This is a genomic window from Alteromonas sp. 1_MG-2023 (genome assembly GCF_030547075.1).
Taxonomy (GTDB): Bacteria; Pseudomonadota; Gammaproteobacteria; order Enterobacterales; family Alteromonadaceae; genus Alteromonas.
This window is the reverse complement of sequence record NZ_JAUOQH010000011.1, coordinates 94,894-115,788: the sequence shown is the minus strand read 5'-3', so window position 1 is coordinate 115,788 and position 20,895 is coordinate 94,894. Positions and strand designations below refer to the sequence as shown.

Here is a 20,895-nt window from a genome sequence, read left to right as displayed (position 1 = left end):
ATACGCAACTTTAAATTCAATGACCGACCGCAGAAATTGCAGTCAGCCGCAAAAGAGCGGCGCATAATAAAGGAAGCATCGTAAGTGATCAAGCACTTTTTGTATGCGAAGTAAACAGAGGCGGTGTTGATTCCGCACACGGGCAAAAATAAATTCCCTTCCCTTATTTGACATTATATTTAAATGCCAGATCATTAGCGGTTCTGAATTTACGTCTACTTACTTTACGTTTATCAATTTTGGGGCATCAATTTTAATGGTATTCATTCAGGTGGCTGTACCTGTGCCGCTTCGCCAGCTATTTACCTATTCTCATACCGATACTTTACCACCGGGTGTGCGGGTAAAAGTGCCTTTCGGCCCACGTCAATTGGTAGGCATTGTGGTTGAATCCGGTGTGGACATAGATGATACCAGTAAAATAAAAGCCATCATTGAGGTAGTAGATAGCACGCCGGTTATTGACGAATCGCTAAGGAAAATGGCGCATTGGTTATGGCAGTACTACCACCATGCGCCTGGGGAAGTGATACATGCCATGCTTCCTGTGCCTCTTCGAAAAGGTGAGTCTGCCACGCCATCGCCTGCGCAATATATTCAAGTCACACCAGAAGGTGCTGATACGGATATTAAGAGCTTAAGCCGAGCACCCAAGCAGATGGCCTGTTTGGAAGCAGTTCAAACCACATCACTAATGGCTAGCGAAGCGCGCAAAACCTTTTCACCTGCAGTAGTGAAAGCGCTATTAGATAAAGCGCTTATTGAGTTAGTGGAAATTACACCTGAACTCACCGCGCAAGCTTGGTTAGATACCTTCGACATTGGCGAAAAGCCCGTACCTGATAAAGAACAAGGGGTAGCGATAGCGGCGTTAAACCAGCAACATGGCACCTTTGCGATTAGCTTGCTTGAAGGGGTTACAGGTAGCGGTAAAACCGAAGTGTATCTTCAATCTATCGAACCTTTGCTTAAAGCCGGTAAACAAGTACTTATTTTAGTACCTGAAATAGGTTTAACGCCGCAAACCGTTTCACGGTTCGAAAAGCGTTTTAATATTCCTGTAGGGGTATTGCATTCTCAATTGACGGACGCGGCGCGATTATCAGTATGGCAGCGGGCAAGGGCAGGCGAACTAGGTATTATTATTGGTACTCGCTCAGCTATTTTTACGCCGCTGAAAAACCCCGGAATGATCATCGTAGATGAAGAGCATGATGAATCATTCAAACAACAGGATGGGCTTAGGTATCATGCGCGAGATTTAGCAGCCATGAGAGCTAAAGAGCATAGTATTCCTTTGTTACTTGGCAGTGCCACGCCAGCGCTTGAAACGCTAAATAATGCATTAAACGGTCGCTTTGCGCATTTACAGCTAACTCGCCGCGCCGCAGGGGCGCAAAGCACTAAGCAGTATTTATTAGATGCCCGAGACCAGCCTATTCATTACGGCATTTCAGAAGGCTTGCTGACAATCATGCGCCAGCATGTGAATGCTGGGAATCAGATTCTGGTTTTTGTAAATAGACGGGGTTATGCCCCAGCCCTTTTATGTCATCACTGCGGCACTACGGCAATGTGCAAACGTTGCGACAGACCTTATACCGTGCATAAAGGGCAAAACAGACTGCAATGCCACCACTGTGGTGCAACCCGGTCAATGCCTAAAGAGTGTGAAGCTTGCCACAGCCATGAAATGGTAACAGCGGGGACGGGCACCGAGCAGGTAGAGGAAGGTTTGATGAAGCTCTTCCCCGATGCCAAACACGTGCGAATAGATAGCGATACGGTAAGAGGAAAAGACAAGCTACATCAAACCTTAGACGCCATTAACCGCCAAGAACATCAAATACTGGTGGGCACACAAATTTTGTCAAAGGGGCATCATTTCCCCCACGTTACACTGGTGGTTGTTTTAGATTGTGATGGAGCGTTATTTAGTGCTGACTTTCGGGCCCCAGAAAAGTTAGCGCAGTTAGTTACGCAGCTTGCTGGGCGAGCAGGGCGTGCCAGTAAACCAGGAGAAATGTGGCTGCAAACCCATAATCCTCACCATCCTTTATTACAAGATTTAGTGAACAACGGCTATGCCCACTTTGCGCGCCATGCGTTGATGGAGCGAAAAGCGTCTGCCTTGCCTCCGTATATTAGCCAATTTGTGATTAGAGCCGAGGCAACCGAGAGTTCATCTGCCTATGCTTTCCTGCAACAGGCTAGAGGTGTGCTTTTAAACTCAAATACTGCAAACGCAAATTCTACGGGTTTAGTACCACAAATGAGTGGGCCTTTTCCCTGCTTAATCGAAAAGCGCCAAGGGCGTTTTCGCTTTATGCTGGTGTGCAGCCATGAAAAACGTGCGCCGTTACATAACGCGTTGCGCTTAGCATTGCCTTATTTACAAGGGCTGCCACAGGCCGCAAAGGTACGTTGGTCGGTAGATATCGACCCCACCGATTTCAGTTAGCACACAGGTGGGGAATACGGTAAAATCTTAACACTGATGTATACAAGTGTTTCAGGGTTGGGCACTATGTCTTCGATTTATTATGTCCTCCTTAGCTGGTACCACCCATTTAAAATAACAATAAGTAGTAGGAAAACTGCCTAATATGGCCCAACGCGATTATGTATCTCGTGGTAAAGCACCACAAAAAAAGAAGCCCGATAACAAAAAACGCGGTAAATCTCAGGTGAAGAATGCGCCCACGGCTTCATTCCCTATAGTCCGCTTGGTTATTGTGGTGATATTACTTATCGGTTTCGCACTTTTTTTATGGTCAATTAAAGATAACGCCAGTTCTGAAGTAGATACAGAAGTAGTACGCCCTGTGGCGCCTACACAAGAAGCCTTGCCTGAATTACCGAAAGAAGAGTGGGAATATATTCGTACTCTGCCTGGGTATGAAGTAGAAGTAGACGTGGCTGAGCAGGAAAAATCTGATAAGCGTTATCTTATGCAGTGCGCGTCGTTTAGAACCCGTGCTCAAGCAGAAGAGATGAAAGCCAAAATCGCTTTCCAAGGTTTAGAAGCCCTTATTCGCCAGAGTTCTGGCAGCAACGGCGAGTGGTTCCGCGTAATATTAGGCCCTTATGAAAGTAAGCGTGATGCGGAAAAGGCTAAACATAGCCTACGCAAAGTAAATATCGCTACCTGCCAAATTTGGTACTGGAATTTATAAGCCTTATAAGTACTCAAATCGAGAAATAGGATTTAGAAGCCTGCTATCTGATGGTAGGCTTCAATATCTTTCTGTTCCTCTTTTGCTGCTCCCCTTTTAACTGTTCCCCTTGAAATCTAAAACCCTTCCCCCATTTCATTACAAAGTCTTTTTTCAGTTATCGCCCGAGTCTGCGATAGCGCCCACCTTAAACGGGGATTAAACGTGACAACGATTGTATCTGTAAGACGTGGAAATCAAGTTGTGATGGCTGGCGATGGTCAGGTGTCACTCGGCAATACCGTAATGAAAGGTAATGCACGTAAAGTGCGCCGCTTGTACCACGATAAAGTATTAGCTGGCTTTGCAGGCGGCACCGCCGATGCCTTCACCCTTTTTGAACGCTTTGAAGCAAAACTTGAAGCCCACCAAGGTCATTTGACCAAGGCGGCGGTTGAACTTGCCAAAGATTGGCGAACCGATCGTATGCTGCGCAAGCTAGAAGCTCTATTAGCCGTAGCCGATGAAACGGCGTCTTTCATCATTACTGGTAACGGCGACGTAGTTCAGCCTGAAAATGACCTGATTGCTATTGGTTCAGGCGGCAACTATGCCCAAGCTTCTGCCATTGCTTTGCTGGAAAACACTGAACTAACTGCAAAAGAAATTGCGGAGAAAAGTTTGACCATAGCCGGTGATATCTGCGTATTCACTAACCATAGTCAAACGGTAGACGTACTCGATTACTAAGTGGCTGTTTAATTAAAAATAAACAGCGACTTGTGCCTGCTATCGATGCAGTAGCACCAAAACAGAAAAGGGTTTATGCATGTCTGAAATGACACCTAGAGAAATTGTTCATGAGCTAGACCGACACATTATCGGTCAGCAAGATGCTAAACGAGCGGTATCGATTGCACTTCGAAACCGCTGGCGCCGTATGCAGCTTGAACCAGAGTTGCGCCAAGAAGTAACGCCTAAAAATATTCTTATGATTGGCCCTACAGGTGTGGGTAAAACTGAAATTGCGCGCCGCTTGGCAAAATTAGCCCATGCGCCGTTCATTAAAGTTGAAGCGACAAAGTTCACCGAAGTGGGCTATGTGGGTAAAGAAGTAGAAACCATCATTCGCGACCTTGCCGATATTGCCGTGAAGATGACCAAAGAAACGGAAATGAAAAAAGTGAAATTCCGCGCTGAAGAAGCAGCGGAAGAACGCATTCTTGACGTACTTATTCCACCCCCTGAAGATGCATGGGGCAAAAAAGAAGACGTTGAAGATAGAGGTACACGACAAGCGTTTCGTAAAAAGCTTCGTCAAGGCGACTTAGACGACAAAGAAATTGAAATTGATGTGGCACTTCCACAAGTAGGCGTAGAAATTATGGCGCCTCCTGGAATGGAAGAAATGACCAATCAGCTTCAAGGTATGTTTCAAAACTTGTCGGGTTCGCAAAAGAAAAAGAAGAAGCTAAAAATTAAAGATGCACTGAAAATGCTGGTGGAAGAAGAAGCCGCACGTTTGGTGAATCAAGAAGACTTAAAAGAAAAAGCGATTGAGTCGGTTGAGCAACACGGCATTGTGTTCGTGGATGAAATTGACAAGATCTGTAAGCGTGAAGGCAATACGTCAGGCGATGTATCGCGTGAAGGCGTACAGCGTGACTTGCTACCTTTGGTAGAAGGTTCAACGGTATCGACTAAACACGGTATGGTAAAAACAGACCATATTTTGTTTATCGCCTCTGGTGCTTTCCAAATGAGTAAGCCGTCAGACCTTATTCCTGAGCTTCAAGGCCGTTTGCCAATTCGCGTTGAGTTGTCAGCATTAGAAGTGGGTGATTTCAAGCGTATTCTTACCGAGCCTAACGCATCGCTTACCGCTCAGTATAAAGCGCTAATGCTTACTGAGGGTGTGAACATCGATTTCGTGGAATCGGGCATTCAGCGTATTGCTGAAGCGGCGTGGCGCGTTAACGAACGTACTGAGAACATTGGTGCGCGCCGTTTACACACAGTGCTTGAGCGTTTAATGGAAGATATTTCATTTGATGCGTCTGAAAAAAGCGGTGAGTCTTTCGTGATTGACGAAGACTACGTAAACAGCCACTTAGAGTCGCTAGTAGAAAACGAAGATCTGTCTCGCTTCATTCTATAAAGCCCTAAGGCTAGTAACACACAAAAGAGCGCATTTATTTAAATGCGCTCTTTTTTTGTGCTAATTTTTTACTGCTCTTTGAAGCTGCTTTTACACGAAGAAAAACAGGTTTATGGTAGCGGCAATATTCATCTGCATGTGCAGCGCTATACAATACAACACATTGCCTGTTTTATAGCGTACGTACCCTAATAGAAACGCAAGTACACCTATAAAAACCAACACTAGAAATTCGTACTGCGTGTGTACAACGGTAAAAAACACGCTGGTAATAATGATTGCACCAGTTACGCCAAGACGGCTATTTTTAAACCTAGCATAGGCTAACCCTCTAAAAACAATTTCTTCCACTATCGGAGCAATAATGCAAACCCCGAGGATAAGCATTAAAACGTCGAGAGGGGAGTGAGTAAGTGATTTAACCGTTAATAATAGCGCTTGCGTTTCTATTGATAGTAAGGAATCGGCTAAATATTCAAACGCTAGAAACACAGCGCCGACCAGTAATACCTTCAAAAGAATAGGCATGCTAATTGGCTGAATCGCTAAAAATTTATAGGGGAATTCTGCCCCCCCAACATGACACGCTTTCTTTATGAGTGAAATAGAAAGTAGTGCTGCCACCAGTCCCGAAAGCCCCATGAAAATAGGCTGATAAAAAACGTTTTCTAGAGCATCGCCTTCTAAACCGTAAAGAACGAATGCAGTGTAGGCTATTACGCCAATTAACCCTTTAACGCCTAAAGCAAGAAAAGCCATCCACAATAACGTAGAGAGGATTGAGTAACTTTTATCATTATTGAGCTCTGTGTTTTTATTTTCAATGCTACTTTCAATATTACTTTCAAGGCTACTTTCTTCGGTACCCACTATTTCGATACTGCCAGCTTCCATGTTTTCACTTTTCATATATTCACCTTTCATGTTTTTACCTTTCATCTTCCCATCTTCCCTGTTTTTTGCCCGGCTGTTTTATTTTTGTTTTAAATGTTGTGTTCATTATTCTTAGCATTGATAAAGAGCAATTTACCCACGCTAACAACGTTAAAATTTAAATCTAAATAAAGTTATACCTGCTTGAAAAGCGTTAATGGCAGGCCGTTTCTCAATGGGCACGATGCCACTATTAAGTTGTGAGTAATTTCACCAAACGCCCAGTAATATCAACGCCAGTTTCACTTTCAACAAACAGAAAGAAAGGGCAAGGGTTTGCTTCCAAAAAGTAATATTCACCCTTTGTATTTTTACGCCAATCGATAGCGCACCAATGCATACCTAAACCTGTGCATATTTTTCGCGATAACTTCTGCATTGCTTTAGGCAATGACACCAATACAGGGCGGGCATCTTCATCTTCTCTGAAATCCACATTATGAGAGTCTATTTGAACGCTCACGACTTCTTTACCAATCACGAAGGTTCGAATGTTGGTGCCTTCAATATAGGCTTGAAAGGTGACAGGGCGCTCTTTCAATAAGTTATAGGCAAGGTCGATGGAGCTTTGGCCTTTTCTAAACAGCTTAGCCGTTTCGCCGCCCTTGACCGGCTTGTATACCAACTCTTGCATATTTGCACAAAACTGTAAGGCGATATCAGCGGCGTTACCTACATAGGTGTAAGGCACATTGGCACCTAGCCTTTTAGCCATCCGTAGTTGAATCGGTTTGCAGTGATGAGCGCGTATGGCTTCTATACCATTCACCCACTTGGTTCCATTGTATAAAAACCAACATAACAAGGTACTGGCATATTCTTGATCTAGCCACTGAGTCGAGGCAGTGTCAGAAGCATTCACCGTGGGTGGGATGTATTGGTGCCAATAGGCCGACTTTATGTCTGACAGTGGAACATGATACAAGCCATTAGAAGTAGGTTGATTAAAATGTAACAGGCCATCATTAAAATCTGGATCGTAGCTAAGTTGCCATCGCTCCCCAAAGTAGCTGGTATTGATAATATGAGGCTCATGATTACTTGCATGTAAGACGGCTGCTATATGTGATATTTGCGGGTCAGTCTCGCTCCCCACTAATGCAATTTGCATCGATTTATCCTCAGTTAAGGTGTGAAGGAGGACTGCTTAACCTCCTTGTTTATTAAGACAGTAAGTCGGGTAGTTGTCCGCCGTCTTCACCAATCGCTAAGGTGATATACATAGGTGGTTTTACCGCTCTAATCGGGCCCTCGCCTGCACCTATAGAGACCAAAGATTTGCCACCATTTACCTGCACAAGATCTACCGGGTTAATGTGCTGTAGGGTGTCGTTTTTTTGCATGTTGCTATGTGTGTTATGTTGCATTTTTCGCTCCTTATAAAAGCGTTTACGGTTGTAGAAAAGGCCAGCGGTTAAGCTAACCTTAGGGGGTGATAAATCGATCGGAAACAGCTAGCAATTAGTGCGGTGCGACTGCTAATTTTTAGCTTCCTGTAAATGTTGGCGCAGTGAAACTTAACGGTTCGCTCACTAATAAATAGTTCTGCTGCTATCGCTTTGTTCGATAGGCCTTCCATGATCTTTCGTGCAACTTGTAACTCGCGTTTAGACAGGGTATCGATGGGTAGGGCGGCGCTATTTAATTTATCTACATGCACACTGATTTGTTGACGCTCAATATCGGTGAGCAATGGTGTAGATTCTCTAACTTCGGACGTTATCATTGTGAATCTCCTTGTGGGGTATTATCGTTTTCTTCTACTACTTCAGAAGTTGGGATGAGTTGCAGCTTGCCGTCAACCAAATGGTAAACAGTGTCAGCAAGGGCAATAGTTTGAGGCCGGTGGGCCACCATAATTCGGGTTATATTTAGCGCTTTTAAATGGGTATTGATGAGGTGTTCATTTTGAATGTCTAAATGGCTACTCGCCTCATCGAGAAAGAGAATGTCGGGGGCACGGTATAGCGCTCGCGCCAGCAATAATCTCTGTTTTTGGCCTCCACTTAGGCTGCTTCCCATATCACCCACTAACGTGTGGTACTGCATGGGCATGGCACTAATTTCATCGTGAATACAGGCCAACTGTGCGGCTCGCATAACCTCTTCTTGGCGCGGGGCATCATCGAAACAACTTATGTTTTCTGCCATAGAGCCAGACAAACAGATATCTTCTTGTAACACTGCCGCTATAGTGGGGGGGCGATGGGCTGAAATCGCATTATGAGTAACATTGCCTTCCGATGGCGCGTATAGCCCCATCAGGCACTTGAGCAAGGTGCTTTTGCCGCTACCGCTAGCTCCCACGATGGCAATAATCTCTCCCGCTTTTACCGACAAATTAAGGTTTTCAAAAATAAAGCTACATCCCTCGCCATACCTGTAACCTAAGTTTTCTGCTTCTAGTTGAATAGCGGGTAACGCTGTACTTATGGGCAAAGAGTGGGCAGAGGAGGGGATTGGCGCATACGGCTGGGCTTGTCGAGTGATTAATGTAGTCTCTGCAGGCTTTGTTAAGACTATGTCGCTAAGACGAGAGAAATGTACCCCTAACATACGTAATTCAATAAATTTGGTCACCAAACTGTCTAGCGCCGCGGTAAATTTAGTTTTGTAAGCAATGAAGGCCAACATCATTCCTACCGTGAGCAAGTTGTCCATAACCAACGAGGCTGCAATAAATATAACTATGATGTTTTCAATGCCGAATAACGTTTGGTTTACTGCTTCGCTACCTATATTTAATTTTCCTAAGCTAATGTCTTTATTTAAGGTGGCAACTAACTTGTTTTGCCACTGACTGTGGCGCTGAGTTTCTTGCTGATAAACCCGTATAGGCTGCATGCCTCGAACGCTTTCCATAAAATGGCTCTGTTCATTAGCGGCTAGCGCAATTTTCTCTGTTGTGAGGCGTTTGGTCATTGGAATTAACGCAAAGCGAATTAGCAGGTAAACAGCCATAATAAGCACGACAAATAGGGTCAACTTTATTGAATAAATCGCCATCACGACGAGGGTGACAATAGCCATCACACCATCAAGCAATGCAGTGACTAGTCCCGTGGTTAGAAACTCACGAATATGGGCAAGTGAACCAAAACGAGATACCACATCGCCTACATGCCTTTTTGCAAAAAAGTCGAGAGGAAGCGATAGCAAATGATGAAAAACCGATGCAGACATTTGAAGTTGAAGTCGGCTAGAGACACTGAGAATAAGCAAGCGCCGTAAAACACTCGTGAAGGTTTCTATCATTAATAAAAATGAAAAACCGATAGCCAGGGCGATTAGCAGCGCTTGGTTACCTTGCAATAACACATCATCAACCACGGTTTGCATGTAATAAGGCGTGGCTAACGCAAACAATTGCAGTAGTGCCGATAGCGCCAGTAAAGTTGCTAAGTTGCGTTTAAAACCGATTGTACGAGTAAAAAAATCTCGTAATTTTAATAAGGGCTTGGCAGGGGGCGGCGCAAAATTGTCTTTTGGAGTTATCTCCAGCGCGATGCCAGTTAAGTGTTTGCTTGCATCATTAAAGCTAAGCGTACGCTTGCCTAGGCTGGGATCATGTATGGTTAGCGTGTTGCCTTTTACTTTGGTTAACACCACAAAATGGCGCATGTCCCAGTGCAAAATAGCTGGGCAAGTAAGCTTAGATAAATCTTGTGTCTCAACTTTAAGGGCGCGACTTCCAAAACCTAGTTGGTGAGCAATGCCCATAATGTCTTTAAGCGTAATACCCCGTAGCGATACCGGAATTTGTTGGCGTAAATGGGTTATGCCCTGCTTATCACCATAGTATTGCGCTACCATGCTGATACAGGCTAATCCGCATTCCGCTGCTTCAGATTGAAGCACCACAGGCACCTTGCTTTTGGAAGATAACGCACTTAATGCAGGTGAGATAAAACTATTAGAAAAGTGCATCCTCATAGCCTCTTGGTAATACTTAACAGGGGCTCTAGTAGCCACTCTAATAAGCTACGCTGACTGAGTGCTACATCAGCAGAGAACGTCATGCCGGCCTTAAGTGCTATGGGGTTACCGTAAGCCATAATGGCGTCGTTACTTACCTTAGCGGTAACTAAGTATGCGGGCTCATCAACCGAAAGTGGGCTGTTCGCCCATTCTCCAGGCAGTAAAATAGTGTCTGAAACGCTAACAATTTGACCTGCTTGTAAACCAAATTTTTGATAAGGAAATGCGTCGTAACGAATATCGAGCTGTTGACCATAAGAGATAAAGCCAGCTGCGTGGACCGGCACGAGCAACCGTGCTTCTATTGATGAATTCGCCGGAATTAAATTTAGTAGGGGTTTATTCTGATCTACCATCAAACCCGCTCTAACTTGCAAACTCGAAACTGTTCCTTTTGTTGAAGCATATAGAATTCGCTGACTATCCCGCGCTAACGTTAATAACTGCTGGTTAATATCAGTGAGTTGATTTTCGAGCGTAGTGCGCTCGTTAGCGTGTAATTCAGGAAGACTGTTAATGTCATGAGTGAGCCGGCTAATTTCAGCTTCACTTTGTACATGGTTTCGCTCTGCTTGTTTCCATTGCTGCTGGGCAATTAACAGCTCAAGCTCATATGTATCATAATCTGCCTTACTCACATGACCTGCACTGTGTAGCACGTTAAGTGAGTTAAATTGATTGAGCGCCAATTGCCATTGTTTATGTGAAATATCTAGAATGTGACGTAGTGAATCTGCATCAGCTTGGGCATGAATTCGTTGTCGTAAAAGTTGGGTTTTGTTTTGGTTTTGAATGCGTTCAGTGCGTGCCAAGGTGTCCACCACGCGCTGCTTTTTTAACGTTAGCTCTTGTTGCAGTTTTAATTCTACCGTTTCTCCTGTGGAATGCTGAACGCCATACTCTATAGCTAAAAGCGGCTCACCTTTTTCAACGTTTTGGCCTTCGCTCACGAACACTTTTGATATGCGCCCTTTGCGTGAGTCGGCGTACAGTCTTAGCACACCTTGAGATGGTTCCAACCAGCCTTCAACGGTTGCTTTTCGAGCATAACTTCCGTTAGTGAGGTATATTCCCAGCCCCACTATCCACAAAATAAGTACTGCGGTTATTACCATGTGAGAAAGCCGAGGCGTCATCAACAATTCACCTTGCAAAGGTGATGCTGGCTGCATAGCTTGATGACGAAATAGTCCTTTTCTCATAACAGTTCAACTCATTCAAAAGTGAAAAAATGGTATTCAGTTGCCATTTCCATATGGACATAGCGCTTAATCAGCAATCGATGCTTTTCAAACAGCGAATACCTGAATACCGAAAGTGGTCTTGGGTAGTGCCTTGACGCTTTTAACGTTAGAAGAAATGATTGAGGAATATCGAATAGACAGAAGTCATGCAGTCTAGGGCCCTTTATTCATAGGGGCTTGGCGCAGAATTTAATGAATTTTTGATGAAATGGCTCAAATTTAAATGTGCGTAAAAGTGGATGGAAATGCTAAAGGTTAGTGATACTGTACAAAGGATGTACTATAAAAAGTAGTGTACTTAATTCACGCAGTGGCTTTACCCAAACGGAATAGGAACTCACATGTTTGTACCAAGTATTTTGCTTAAACAGCTATATACCCATGGAAGCTTAACCAAAACCGATAATGGCGTTTCTTTCGCCCTTAAAAACCGTTTAAAAGATGCCACACTAAAAGAGCTTAAATGGATTTCATTTGATGGTGAGAAAGTCCCAAGCCATAAAATTTCTATTCAAAGCAGCAATGACAATGACATTAGTTTTGATGCGCTTAATGATACGGGTGGTATGCCGTTTTCATTACGGCAAGTCATCACGGTACACCTAGAACTCAATGAAGAAGTTAGTCCTGAAAAGCGCAAAATAGGCATTTGTTTTTCAGCGTCGCCTTTTGGAAAGCTTAAATTCGAAGTTGAAGATAACGTTACCTCTCCTACCAATCGCAAGCTTCACATTCCCCGTGACGATCACGACGATTACGGCGATGACATTATTAAAAAACGTCAGTCGTATTTTGAAAGTTTCACCAACGCCAAACTCGACCATGTAGGTAAGTACTCGGTAGACCCAGATAAATTGAAAGGTAACATTGAGCATTTCATTGGGGTAGCTCAAGTGCCCATTGGTATTGCAGGTCCATTAACTATTGACGGCGAACATGCAAAGGGCGAGTTTGTTGTGCCTATGGCCACAACAGAAGGTACCTTAGTGGCGTCGTACAATCGGGGTATGAAGCTGCTAAATATGAGTGGTGGAGTAAAGGCTACCGTTGTTGATGATGCTATGCAACGTGCGCCTGTTTTTATATTTAGTGATGCTCGCGGTGCAAGGGATTTTGTGACTTGGGTAAACCAAAACATCAGCAAAATTCGCGAAGAGGCAGAGTCGACCTCTAGCATTGCCAAACTCACTTATATCGACCACTTCTTATCAAACAAATTTGCCTTTTTACGTTTCAATTATTTAACCGGTGATGCGGCTGGGCAGAACATGGTAGGGCGGGCCACTTTCGCTGCGTGCGGGTGGATTTTAGATAACTATGAAGGTGTAGAGAACTTTTACTTAGAGTCTAACTTTGCCACCGATAAGAAAGCCTCACAAATAAATATAATGCGTACGCGGGGTAAACGAGTAACCGCAGAGGCGACGATTAAGCGTGAGCATTTACTGCAAATTATGCGTGTAGAGCCGAAGCAAATTGACTATCACGGCAGGGTAGCGGGTGTCGGGTCATTCCTATCTGGTGTGAACAATACGGGCTTGCATTCGCCAAATGGTATTACCGCCATGTTCATTGCCACCGGGCAAGATGTGGCAAACGTAGCGGAATCATCGGCTGCCATTATGTATTCTGAGCTTACCGATGAAGGCGATTTATATGTGTCTATTACTATTCCTTCGTTAATAGTAGCGACCTATGGTGGTGGCACAGGAATGGGTACTCAACGCGAGTGTTTAGAGCTCATCGATTGTTATGGCAAAAACAAAGTGTACAAATTTGCCGAAATTGTTGCTGCAGTAGCCTTAGCCGGTGAAATCTCATTAGCCTCAGCCATTAGCTCATCTGATTGGGTGTCGTCTCACGAACAATATGGACGCAACCGTTGAGGATGTTTTCCGCTCAAAGGGCAGAAAGCACCATGATAGACTCGCCGTAAACCCATCCATGGGGGCTCTGCCACCGCATCCATGCAGTGGAAGGTCTATCCTGGTGCTTCCACCCTTTAATCTAAATCTGCTGTTGGCTTGGGGGGAAGATGGGGAATATTGGACATAACGGGGATCTGTAGGCATAAAAAAGCCGGCAGTTTTCACCGGCTTGATAAGTACTAATAGCTTAATAGGTAATTAGTGTTTCCAATGGAAGTGATGGGCTTTAGCGTCAATGGCTTCAGCGGTGGTTCTTGGCATAAAGGTGGCGTTGTTTTCTTCGAAGAAGAAAGGAGAACGCTTGGTTTTACTGCCTACTTCATTCATGGTGGCGGCTTCATACACACGGCCGTTAAGTACGGTGTACTCTACATACTCACTGCGACTTAGGTCTGCTAATACGTCGCCGTCAATGACGACCAAGTCAGCCAGTTTACCTTTTTCAATACTGCCGATGTCTTTACCCATACCTAGGTGTTTTGCGCCATCGATAGTACCGCCTCGTAATGCTTCCCATGCGGTGAAACCGCCTTGTTGCATTATCCACAGCTCCCAGTGAGCAGCTAAGCCTTCACGTTGCCCGTGAGCGCCAATATGTACACTGACCCCATTATCTCGCAGCTCTTTGGCGTAGCTGGCTACGTTTTGGTGGTTGTACTGGTTGTCGGGCGCGGTTGGGCGTCTAATAGAGCGGCCATGTAACATGGTAGCTGGGGTGTAGCGAAGCAAGCGTGGGTTTTTCCATACTTCAGTACGGTCATACCAATACTCTTCGCCCATCATACCGCCGTAAGAAACCACAAATGTGGGTGTGTAACCGAACTCGGTGGCTTTCCATAGCTGGGTGACATCGCTATAACCGCGCTCAATAGGCAGGCTGTGTTCTAACCCTGTATGGCCATCTACTAACATGGTCAGGTTTTGTTGAAGCTTACCACCGCCTTCTGGCACTACCATCATGTCTTGATTTTTCGACGCCCATAACACTTGTTGGCGTTGGTCGCGACGTGGCTGGTTGTAACTTTTCACCGAAATCGCGCCACTTTCTTTCAAACGTTCTACGTGAAAGTACGCATCTTCGTAATTATTGATAATGGCTTTATAGCCTAGGCCTTCTGCGCCGTACAAAATAGTACCGGTAGAGTAAATACGCGGTGCAACTATGTCGCCTTTACGCTGAAGTTCAGAGGCGGCAAATATTTCCGTAGTATCATTCGATGGGTCGTGAATGGTGGTAACCCCAAAGGCGACATTTGAGTATTGGCTCCAGTTTTTATCTGGAATAATCTCGTTTCTGCCTTGTGCACCATGAGCATGGGTATCAACTAACCCTGGAATAATGGTTTTTCCACTGGCGTCTATTTGCATAGCACCTTCAGGAATAGCAATGTCACCGCGCTTACCTACAGCTTCAATGCGGTTATCTTTAATGATAATAACGCCATCTTCAATCACTTCTTGGGTGTTATCGGCATCACGCATAGTCACGACTTTCCCGCCAATTAACGCTTTGTAACCACTTGGTTTATCGGCTTCAGTAGTGAACGATAAATTAATACCGTCGGCCACAGGATCGGGCAGGGTTTCTGGCGAACCATCTACAAAAGCGAACGCTTCTTTTAATGAGCGACTATAGAAAGTTGGACCGTTAAACCAGCTCACGGTACTGTTATCCGGCGACCATGTTAGGTACTCACCGGCTTTTGACGAAAGCTGAGTAACCGGCAGTGATGTCATTTTAGGGCCAATGGTTACTTTCTTGCCATTTTCAACAAATGGGGTAACGAAGGTTTTGAATTGATAAACAAAAGCTACCCATTTTTTATCATGTGAAAGTTTGTACTCACTTACATCATCAGCGCCGTATAAATGGGTTCGCTTATCGTTTCCTTGCAAGTTAACACTAGAAAGTTGAGTTTCACGGTAAGGAGTTCCGCCTACAGACTCGGTGAAAAATACCCGTGAATTATCACCAGCAAAGTGTGGGTTGATGCCCCCATCAGATACTTTCTTTTCGGTTTTTCTATCAAGGTCTGCTACATAAATACCAGGGTCTACCGAGTATTTAGGGTCTAGTAAGTAGCCGCCGGTGAACTTACGAAACACAATTTTCTCACCATCACTTGAGAACGAAGGCTCAATGTAATGTCCAGGTTGCTTGGTGATAACTTTACCTTTACCGCCACGGGCAGAAACAAGGCGAACTGAACCTAGTTCATCGTCGTTCCATGTGGTGTAAACAATAGCTTTACCGTCATTAGAAAAACGGGGGTAGTATTCTGAATGTTCGTTTTGCTTAGTAAGGCGTTTCATCTTGCCAGTCTTTACGTCTTTTACATAAAGCTTGCCTAAAGCTTGAAACAAGAGTGTTTTGCCGTCAGGCGACATTTGCGACCAGCGAATCATGTTTACATCAAATTCATCCGGTGCCACATCCACATCAAAACGAAGCGCATCAGCATAGTGAAGGGTAGCTTCTACGCTAATGTTAATATCTGAAATGGTCTTGTCGTCAACATTGATGCTATGAAACTTCCCGCCTGTCCAATACACAATGGCTGATGAATCTGGCATCCAATCAAAATAAGCAAAGTAACCTTCAGAGCCGAAACCTTCTTGCATGTCACGTTCAAGTTCTGTGGTAAGCGGCGTTTCAACACCGGTTTTAATATCTTTAAGAAACAGCGCGGTTTTTTCTTTAACGCGGCGCACAAACGCGACGTATTTACCATCGGGTGAAGGGGTGGCTACAACCGCACCGCCAGTGCCGCTGATGTAACGGCTTTCATCACCGTTTTCACGGTCAAATCGGGTAATGGCAAAGATACCCTGCATAGGATCGCGGTTATAATCGAACCGGCTTCCAGGCACTGTGTTCTCTGTGAAGTAAATATATTTACCGTCGTGAGAAAAAACGGGGTCGGCTATATTTTGTTGATCTTTCTTACCATGATTACGGGCTTTAATTTGCAAGCCGTCACCGCCTGTTTTGTGGTACATCCAAATTTCACCTGCAGGAATACTGCGGCTAGACATAATACCTTTCGATACCAACAAGTATTCACCATCTGGGCTCCACTTAGGCGCATGAATAAGGTTGTTCTTTTCTTTGGTTACTTGGCGCAGGTTTTCGCCATTGCTATCCATTATCCAAAGATTATTAATGCCATCTCGGTCTGAAATAAACGCAATCTGTGAACCATCAGGTGAAATACTAGGATGTATATTCCACGCGAAATCTTGCGTGATAGGTGTGGCATCGCCGCCATCAATATTCATTTTATAAATATCACCAAGCATATCGAATACCATGTACTTGCCGTTAGGCGCGATATCTAAGCTAGACCACGTAGTTTCGGTGGTGTTGATAGTGACTTCATTAAGTGCAAAGGGTGGGTTAGTCACATCCCATTTTTCTTCATTGATGCTTGTTTCTTTTTTTATGTCGTCAGCTGCATACGCAGAGTACGCCGTACTTAAGCCTAGCGCGCTCACAAGTGTAACGGCTAATAAGCTTTTTGTTGTTTTTATCATATGTATTTCCAATTGCTTGAAATGCGTTTTCTGTCTATTGATGAGTATGCCCATGAGCGTCTCACCTAATTGTAAATTTATCGTTAACTTTAACCTGAAACGGTGGGGCGCCACCTTAATTATGAGATTCCACGTATAAATCTAACGACCAAACTACAGTTTTACCACCCACCCGCCTATTTATCCATCACTCACGATGATGCTTGTCTATTAGATGGATAAACGCTAATTTTGCAACAAGCTGTTAACAAAATTTGATGTAGGTGCTGCACATGGTTAATTCAGAGCAAAACGTGATTAATTCAGAGCGAAGCGGGGTCAGCCCAGAACAAAAACTCCATTACTCAACCTGTACGCTGTGCGAGGCCATGTGCGGCATTGAAGTGGCAACACAGGGCAATCGTATACTCTCCATCAAGGGAGACAAACATAACCCCTTTAGTGAAGGTCACATATGCCCCAAAGCCAGTGCATTGAAAGATTTGTATGACGACCCTGATAGATTAAAACGGCCGGTAAAAAAGGTGGGTGATGAATGGCAAGAAATACCGTGGAGTGAAGCCTTTGACTATGTTGCTGAAAAACTCCACCATATTCAATCCACACATGGCAAAGATGCCGTGGGCGTGTATTTAGGTAACCCGAATGCCCACAACATGGGAGCTATCTTGTTCGGCCCTTATTTTTATCGCGCCCTTGAGTCACACAATAGATATTCTGCCACTTCGGTGGATCAGCTCCCTCATCATATCGTGAGTCGCAGACTGTTCGGGCATATGTCGCAAATTCCTATTCCAGATATCGATCATACCCAACACTTTGTAATTATTGGTGGAAACCCGCTGGCTTCAAACGGCAGCATCATGACAATACCCAACGTTAAAAAGCGCTTAAAAGGGGTGCAGAAACGCGGTGGTAAAGTCGTGGTTATCGACCCTAAACGCACAGATACTGCTGATTTAAGCTGCGAGCACCACTTTATTCGCCCAGGTAGCGACGTATTGCTATTACTTGCTATGTTACATGTAGTATTTGAAAAGCAATTGCATAATGCAGAAGCGCTTTTACCTTACGCCGAAGATTTACTTGATGTTGAAGGTTATGTAAAAGACTTTTCGCCCGAAACCGTTAGCGAACTCACCGGTATTGAAGCTACGCAAATAACCCAATTGGTTACCGATTTTTGCGAAGCTGAATCCGCAGTCTGCTACGGGCGTATGGGCGCGAGTGTGCAAGCATTTGGCACACTCACTCAATATCTCATTATGTTGTTTAACATGTTGACTGGAAACTTAGACAGGCAAGGGGGGATGATGTTTACCCAACCTGCCGCCGATATTCTTCCCGTATCCAGCAGGGGCAGCATGGGAGGCTATAGTTCACGGGTAAGAGGATTACCGGCTTTTGCTGGTGAGTATCCCGTAGCGTGTTTAGCTGAAGAAATATTAACGCCCGGTGAAGGTCAAATTAAGGCCATGGTCATTGGTGCTGGAAATCCATTGGTTACTACACCTAATACAGAACAACTAGAGAGGGCTTTTTCCCAACTTGATTTTGTCGTGTCTGTGGACTTCTATATTACTGAAACCTCAAGGCATGCTGATATTATATTGCCTCCTGTTACTGCCTTAGAACGTGATCACTATGATGTGGTTTTTCACAATTTTGCAGTAAGAAATTTCGCTACTTACTCTGAAGCCGTGATGAAGGTGGATGATGATCAATTAACCGATTGGCAGATATATTTATCATTGGCAGAGCGTTTAGATAAATTGAATGGCAAGAGCACCGGGCACTATCAAACACTATGGCAAAAGCAGCCTAAAGGTGTGATAGATGATTTATTGAAAAGTGGCCAATACGGGGCTAGTGCAAGCGCTAACGGCACTAAAGACGCTAACGCTAGGGGCCAAACTAGCGGGAATGGCAATGCAGGTTACAACTTGTCCCTAGACAAGCTTAAAGCGCATCCTCATGGCATAGACCTTGGGCCGTTGCAAAGTGCATTACCTAACGCTATTTTCCACGAGAACAAAAAAATCGATTTAGATTTCGATTACTTTATGCCAGATATTGCCCGAGTAAAGACGCACTTCTTCGAACAGAAGCGTAACCAAAATCAAATAGTATTAATTGGCAGGCGTCATATTAAAACGAACAACTCTTGGTTACACAATAGCCCTAGAATGGTAAAGGGAAACAATCGCTGTACGTTGCAATTACACCCTGTAGATGCCGACAAATATGGTGTGGATGAAGGCGATATGGTCAAGGTCACCTCTAGAGTGGGTGAGTTACTTATAGAAGCTGAAATTACCGATTCGATTATGCCAGGCGTAGTCTCTATTCCGCATGGTTGGGGCCATAATAAAAAGGGGATAAAACTGGGTGTCGCTAGCCAATACCCTGGCGTTAATACCAATATTCTGACAGACGAAATGCAGGTGGATACTTTGTCAGGAAATGGTGTATTAAACGGTGTGCCCGTTTCGTTAAAGAGGATATAAAAGAAAGGCGATAATCAACAAATTGATTATCGCCTTGCATTTTATAAGTACACCAGAGTTTTACTAATCTTAGCTAATATTTCCTAATTTTAGCTATGTAAAACCACCTAGGTCATCGTAACGTATTCTTCAGCACTAGTAGGGTGAATGGCCACACAGGCATCAAAATCGGCTTTAGTCGCACCCATCTTAATGGCTACAGCAAAGCCTTGTAAAATTTCATCCATTCCATGGCCTATACCGTGAAGACCAACCACTTTTTCATCATCACCTGCACACACCAGTTTCATTTTAGTCATTTGACGATGACGGGTAACTGCGGTGTACATAGACGCGAAACTCGATGAGTACACTTTAACTTTGTCCTCACCATATTCTGCAATGGCTTCTGGTTCAGTTAAGCCCATGGTGCCAATAGGTGGATGGCTAAATACCACGGTAGGTATCATAGAGTAATCCATATGGGCGTCTTTTTGCCCATTGAATAAACGTTCGCTAAGCAAGCGCCCCGCTTTTACTGCCACAGGCGTCAATTCGGCTTCACCGGTAATATCACCCACAGCATAAATATTCTTTGCCGTGGTGTTTTGATATTTGTCCACCTTCACCGTGCCATTTTCAGAAAGCTCAACATCGGTGTTTTCAATCGCTATTACATCGGTAGACGGTTCACGGCCAATAGCCCAAATTAAGCAGTCTGCTTCAAGTACTTCACCATTGGTAAGATGAATTGAAAGGTTCTTACCTTCACCTTGTTCTACTTTTTCAACACTGGTGTGATTGTGCAATGTGCAACCTTCAGCATGAATCATATCAACCAAGGTTTCGTGAATAATAGGGTCGAAGTTACGTAACGGGGCATGTTTACGCACCACTAAGTGGGTTTCTGTACCCAAGCTATGCAATACGCCAGCAAGTTCAACGCCGATGTAACCAGCACCTACAACAACCGCTTTTTTAGGTTGTTCTTTTAGTGCAAAGAAGCCATCAGAGTTAATACCGTGCTGTGCTCCTGGAATATCAGGAATGACAGGGCGGCCACCAGTGGCAATGGTAATATGATCAGCGGTATAAGTTTCACCATTAACTTCAACAGTGTTGTTATCAATAAACTTAGCAAAACCACGAATAAGGGTTACGTCGTTAGCCGTAAGTGCACGATCATACGATGCATGAATACGTTCGATATAAGCTTGGCGGCTAGCAATTAGGCTATCCCAACTGAATTTATTTACGGTTATATCAAAGCCGTATTCTGGTGCGTAGCGATGAATAGCTTCAGCAACTTGTGCTCCGTACCACATGGCTTTTTTAGGCACGCAGCCTACGTTAACGCATGTGCCACCAATATCTTTTGCTTCAATAATGGCTGCTTTTTTACCATGCTTGGCGGCGCGGTTTGCAGACGCAATGCCGCCACTACCGCCGCCTATGCAGATATAATCAAAATGTTTCATG

The 20,895-nt window shown here is 44.4% G+C and carries 14 protein-coding genes; 6 read left to right on the top strand and 8 right to left on the bottom strand.

Going from position 1 to position 20,895, the window contains the following annotated elements; all coding sequences use genetic code 11:
• Positions 1-256: 256 nt before the first annotated feature.
• From priA to hslU, 4 genes are all read left to right on the top strand, one after another.
• Complete coding sequence (gene priA, locus Q4561_RS12990) at positions 257-2,461, top strand: primosomal protein N' (protein ID WP_303461008.1); 2,205 nt, start codon at positions 257-259, stop codon at positions 2,459-2,461.
• 145 nt (positions 2,462-2,606) lie between these two features.
• Positions 2,607-3,176 carry an SPOR domain-containing protein gene (locus Q4561_RS12985; RefSeq protein ID WP_303461006.1) on the top strand — a complete coding sequence of 190 codons (570 nt, stop codon included), beginning with the start codon at positions 2,607-2,609 and terminating at the stop codon, positions 3,174-3,176.
• Between the two features lie 204 nt (positions 3,177-3,380).
• On the top strand, positions 3,381-3,905 hold the full coding sequence (hslV, locus tag Q4561_RS12980) for an ATP-dependent protease subunit HslV (RefSeq protein WP_013786271.1): 525 nt from the start codon (positions 3,381-3,383) through the stop codon (positions 3,903-3,905).
• Positions 3,906-3,984: 79 nt separating this feature from the next.
• Entirely contained in the window at positions 3,985-5,313 is a 1,329-nt protein-coding gene (gene hslU / locus Q4561_RS12975; RefSeq protein WP_057795753.1) for an HslU--HslV peptidase ATPase subunit, read from the top strand.
• Positions 5,314-5,403: 90 nt separating this feature from the next.
• Here the strand turns inward: hslU and Q4561_RS12970 are convergent, their stop codons facing one another.
• The 6 genes from Q4561_RS12970 to Q4561_RS12945 all read right to left on the bottom strand — a co-directional run bounded on the left by Q4561_RS12970 (position 5,404) and on the right by Q4561_RS12945 (position 11,426).
• Positions 5,404-6,222 carry a CPBP family intramembrane glutamic endopeptidase gene (locus tag Q4561_RS12970; protein WP_303461003.1) on the bottom strand — a complete coding sequence of 273 codons (819 nt, stop codon included), beginning with the start codon at positions 6,220-6,222 and terminating at the stop codon, positions 5,404-5,406.
• Between the two features lie 217 nt (positions 6,223-6,439).
• Positions 6,440-7,357 carry a RimK family alpha-L-glutamate ligase gene (locus Q4561_RS12965; RefSeq protein WP_303461001.1) on the bottom strand — a complete coding sequence of 306 codons (918 nt, stop codon included), beginning with the start codon at positions 7,355-7,357 and terminating at the stop codon, positions 6,440-6,442.
• A gap of 52 nt (positions 7,358-7,409) precedes the next feature.
• Positions 7,410-7,613, bottom strand: a complete 204-nt coding sequence (locus Q4561_RS12960) for a hypothetical protein (protein WP_303460999.1) — start codon at positions 7,611-7,613, stop codon at positions 7,410-7,412.
• A gap of 47 nt (positions 7,614-7,660) precedes the next feature.
• Positions 7,661-7,972 carry a helix-turn-helix transcriptional regulator gene (locus Q4561_RS12955; protein ID WP_303460997.1) on the bottom strand — a complete coding sequence of 104 codons (312 nt, stop codon included), beginning with the start codon at positions 7,970-7,972 and terminating at the stop codon, positions 7,661-7,663.
• Positions 7,969-10,173 carry a peptidase domain-containing ABC transporter gene (locus tag Q4561_RS12950; RefSeq protein WP_303460995.1) on the bottom strand — a complete coding sequence of 735 codons (2,205 nt, stop codon included), beginning with the start codon at positions 10,171-10,173 and terminating at the stop codon, positions 7,969-7,971. The genes Q4561_RS12955 and Q4561_RS12950 overlap by 4 nt, the downstream gene beginning before the upstream one ends.
• A gap of 2 nt (positions 10,174-10,175) precedes the next feature.
• Complete coding sequence (locus Q4561_RS12945) at positions 10,176-11,426, bottom strand: HlyD family secretion protein (protein WP_303460993.1); 1,251 nt, start codon at positions 11,424-11,426, stop codon at positions 10,176-10,178.
• Positions 11,427-12,199: 773 nt separating this feature from the next.
• On the opposite strand from Q4561_RS12945, the gene Q4561_RS12940 reads away from it, so the two are divergent.
• Positions 12,200-13,354, top strand: a complete 1,155-nt coding sequence (locus tag Q4561_RS12940) for a hydroxymethylglutaryl-CoA reductase (protein WP_303461086.1) — start codon at positions 12,200-12,202, stop codon at positions 13,352-13,354.
• A gap of 240 nt (positions 13,355-13,594) precedes the next feature.
• On the opposite strand, the gene Q4561_RS12935 is transcribed toward Q4561_RS12940, so the two are convergent.
• The gene (locus tag Q4561_RS12935; protein ID WP_303460992.1) at positions 13,595-16,930 is read right to left on the bottom strand and encodes an amidohydrolase family protein; all 3,336 of its coding nucleotides are present in this window, start codon (positions 16,928-16,930) and stop codon (positions 13,595-13,597) included.
• Between the two features lie 272 nt (positions 16,931-17,202).
• Here Q4561_RS12935 and Q4561_RS12930 point away from each other — a divergent pair, with 272 nt between their 5' ends.
• Complete coding sequence (locus tag Q4561_RS12930) at positions 17,203-19,437, top strand: molybdopterin oxidoreductase family protein (RefSeq protein ID WP_303460991.1); 2,235 nt, start codon at positions 17,203-17,205, stop codon at positions 19,435-19,437.
• 107 nt (positions 19,438-19,544) lie between these two features.
• Here the strand turns inward: Q4561_RS12930 and gorA are convergent, their stop codons facing one another.
• On the bottom strand, positions 19,545-20,894 hold the full coding sequence (gene gorA / locus Q4561_RS12925; RefSeq protein ID WP_303460989.1) for a glutathione-disulfide reductase: 1,350 nt from the start codon (positions 20,892-20,894) through the stop codon (positions 19,545-19,547).
• Position 20,895 lies beyond the last annotated feature (1 nt).

Coding starts and splice junctions, on each gene's coding strand:
- priA (WP_303461008.1), top strand. CDS start 257: ATGGTATTCATTCAGGTGGCTGTACCTGTGCCGCTTCGCCAGCTATTT.
- Q4561_RS12985 (WP_303461006.1), top strand. CDS start 2,607: ATGGCCCAACGCGATTATGTATCTCGTGGTAAAGCACCACAAAAAAAG.
- hslU (WP_057795753.1), top strand. CDS start 3,985: ATGTCTGAAATGACACCTAGAGAAATTGTTCATGAGCTAGACCGACAC.
- Q4561_RS12970 (WP_303461003.1), bottom strand. CDS start 6,222: ATGAAAAGTGAAAACATGGAAGCTGGCAGTATCGAAATAGTGGGTACC.
- Q4561_RS12965 (WP_303461001.1), bottom strand. CDS start 7,357: ATGCAAATTGCATTAGTGGGGAGCGAGACTGACCCGCAAATATCACAT.
- Q4561_RS12960 (WP_303460999.1), bottom strand. CDS start 7,613: ATGCAACATAACACACATAGCAACATGCAAAAAAACGACACCCTACAG.
- Q4561_RS12955 (WP_303460997.1), bottom strand. CDS start 7,972: ATGATAACGTCCGAAGTTAGAGAATCTACACCATTGCTCACCGATATT.
- Q4561_RS12950 (WP_303460995.1), bottom strand. CDS start 10,173: ATGCACTTTTCTAATAGTTTTATCTCACCTGCATTAAGTGCGTTATCT.
- Q4561_RS12945 (WP_303460993.1), bottom strand. CDS start 11,426: ATGAGAAAAGGACTATTTCGTCATCAAGCTATGCAGCCAGCATCACCT.
- Q4561_RS12935 (WP_303460992.1), bottom strand. CDS start 16,930: ATGATAAAAACAACAAAAAGCTTATTAGCCGTTACACTTGTGAGCGCG.
- Q4561_RS12930 (WP_303460991.1), top strand. CDS start 17,203: ATGGTTAATTCAGAGCAAAACGTGATTAATTCAGAGCGAAGCGGGGTC.
- gorA (WP_303460989.1), bottom strand. CDS start 20,894: ATGAAACATTTTGATTATATCTGCATAGGCGGCGGTAGTGGCGGCATT.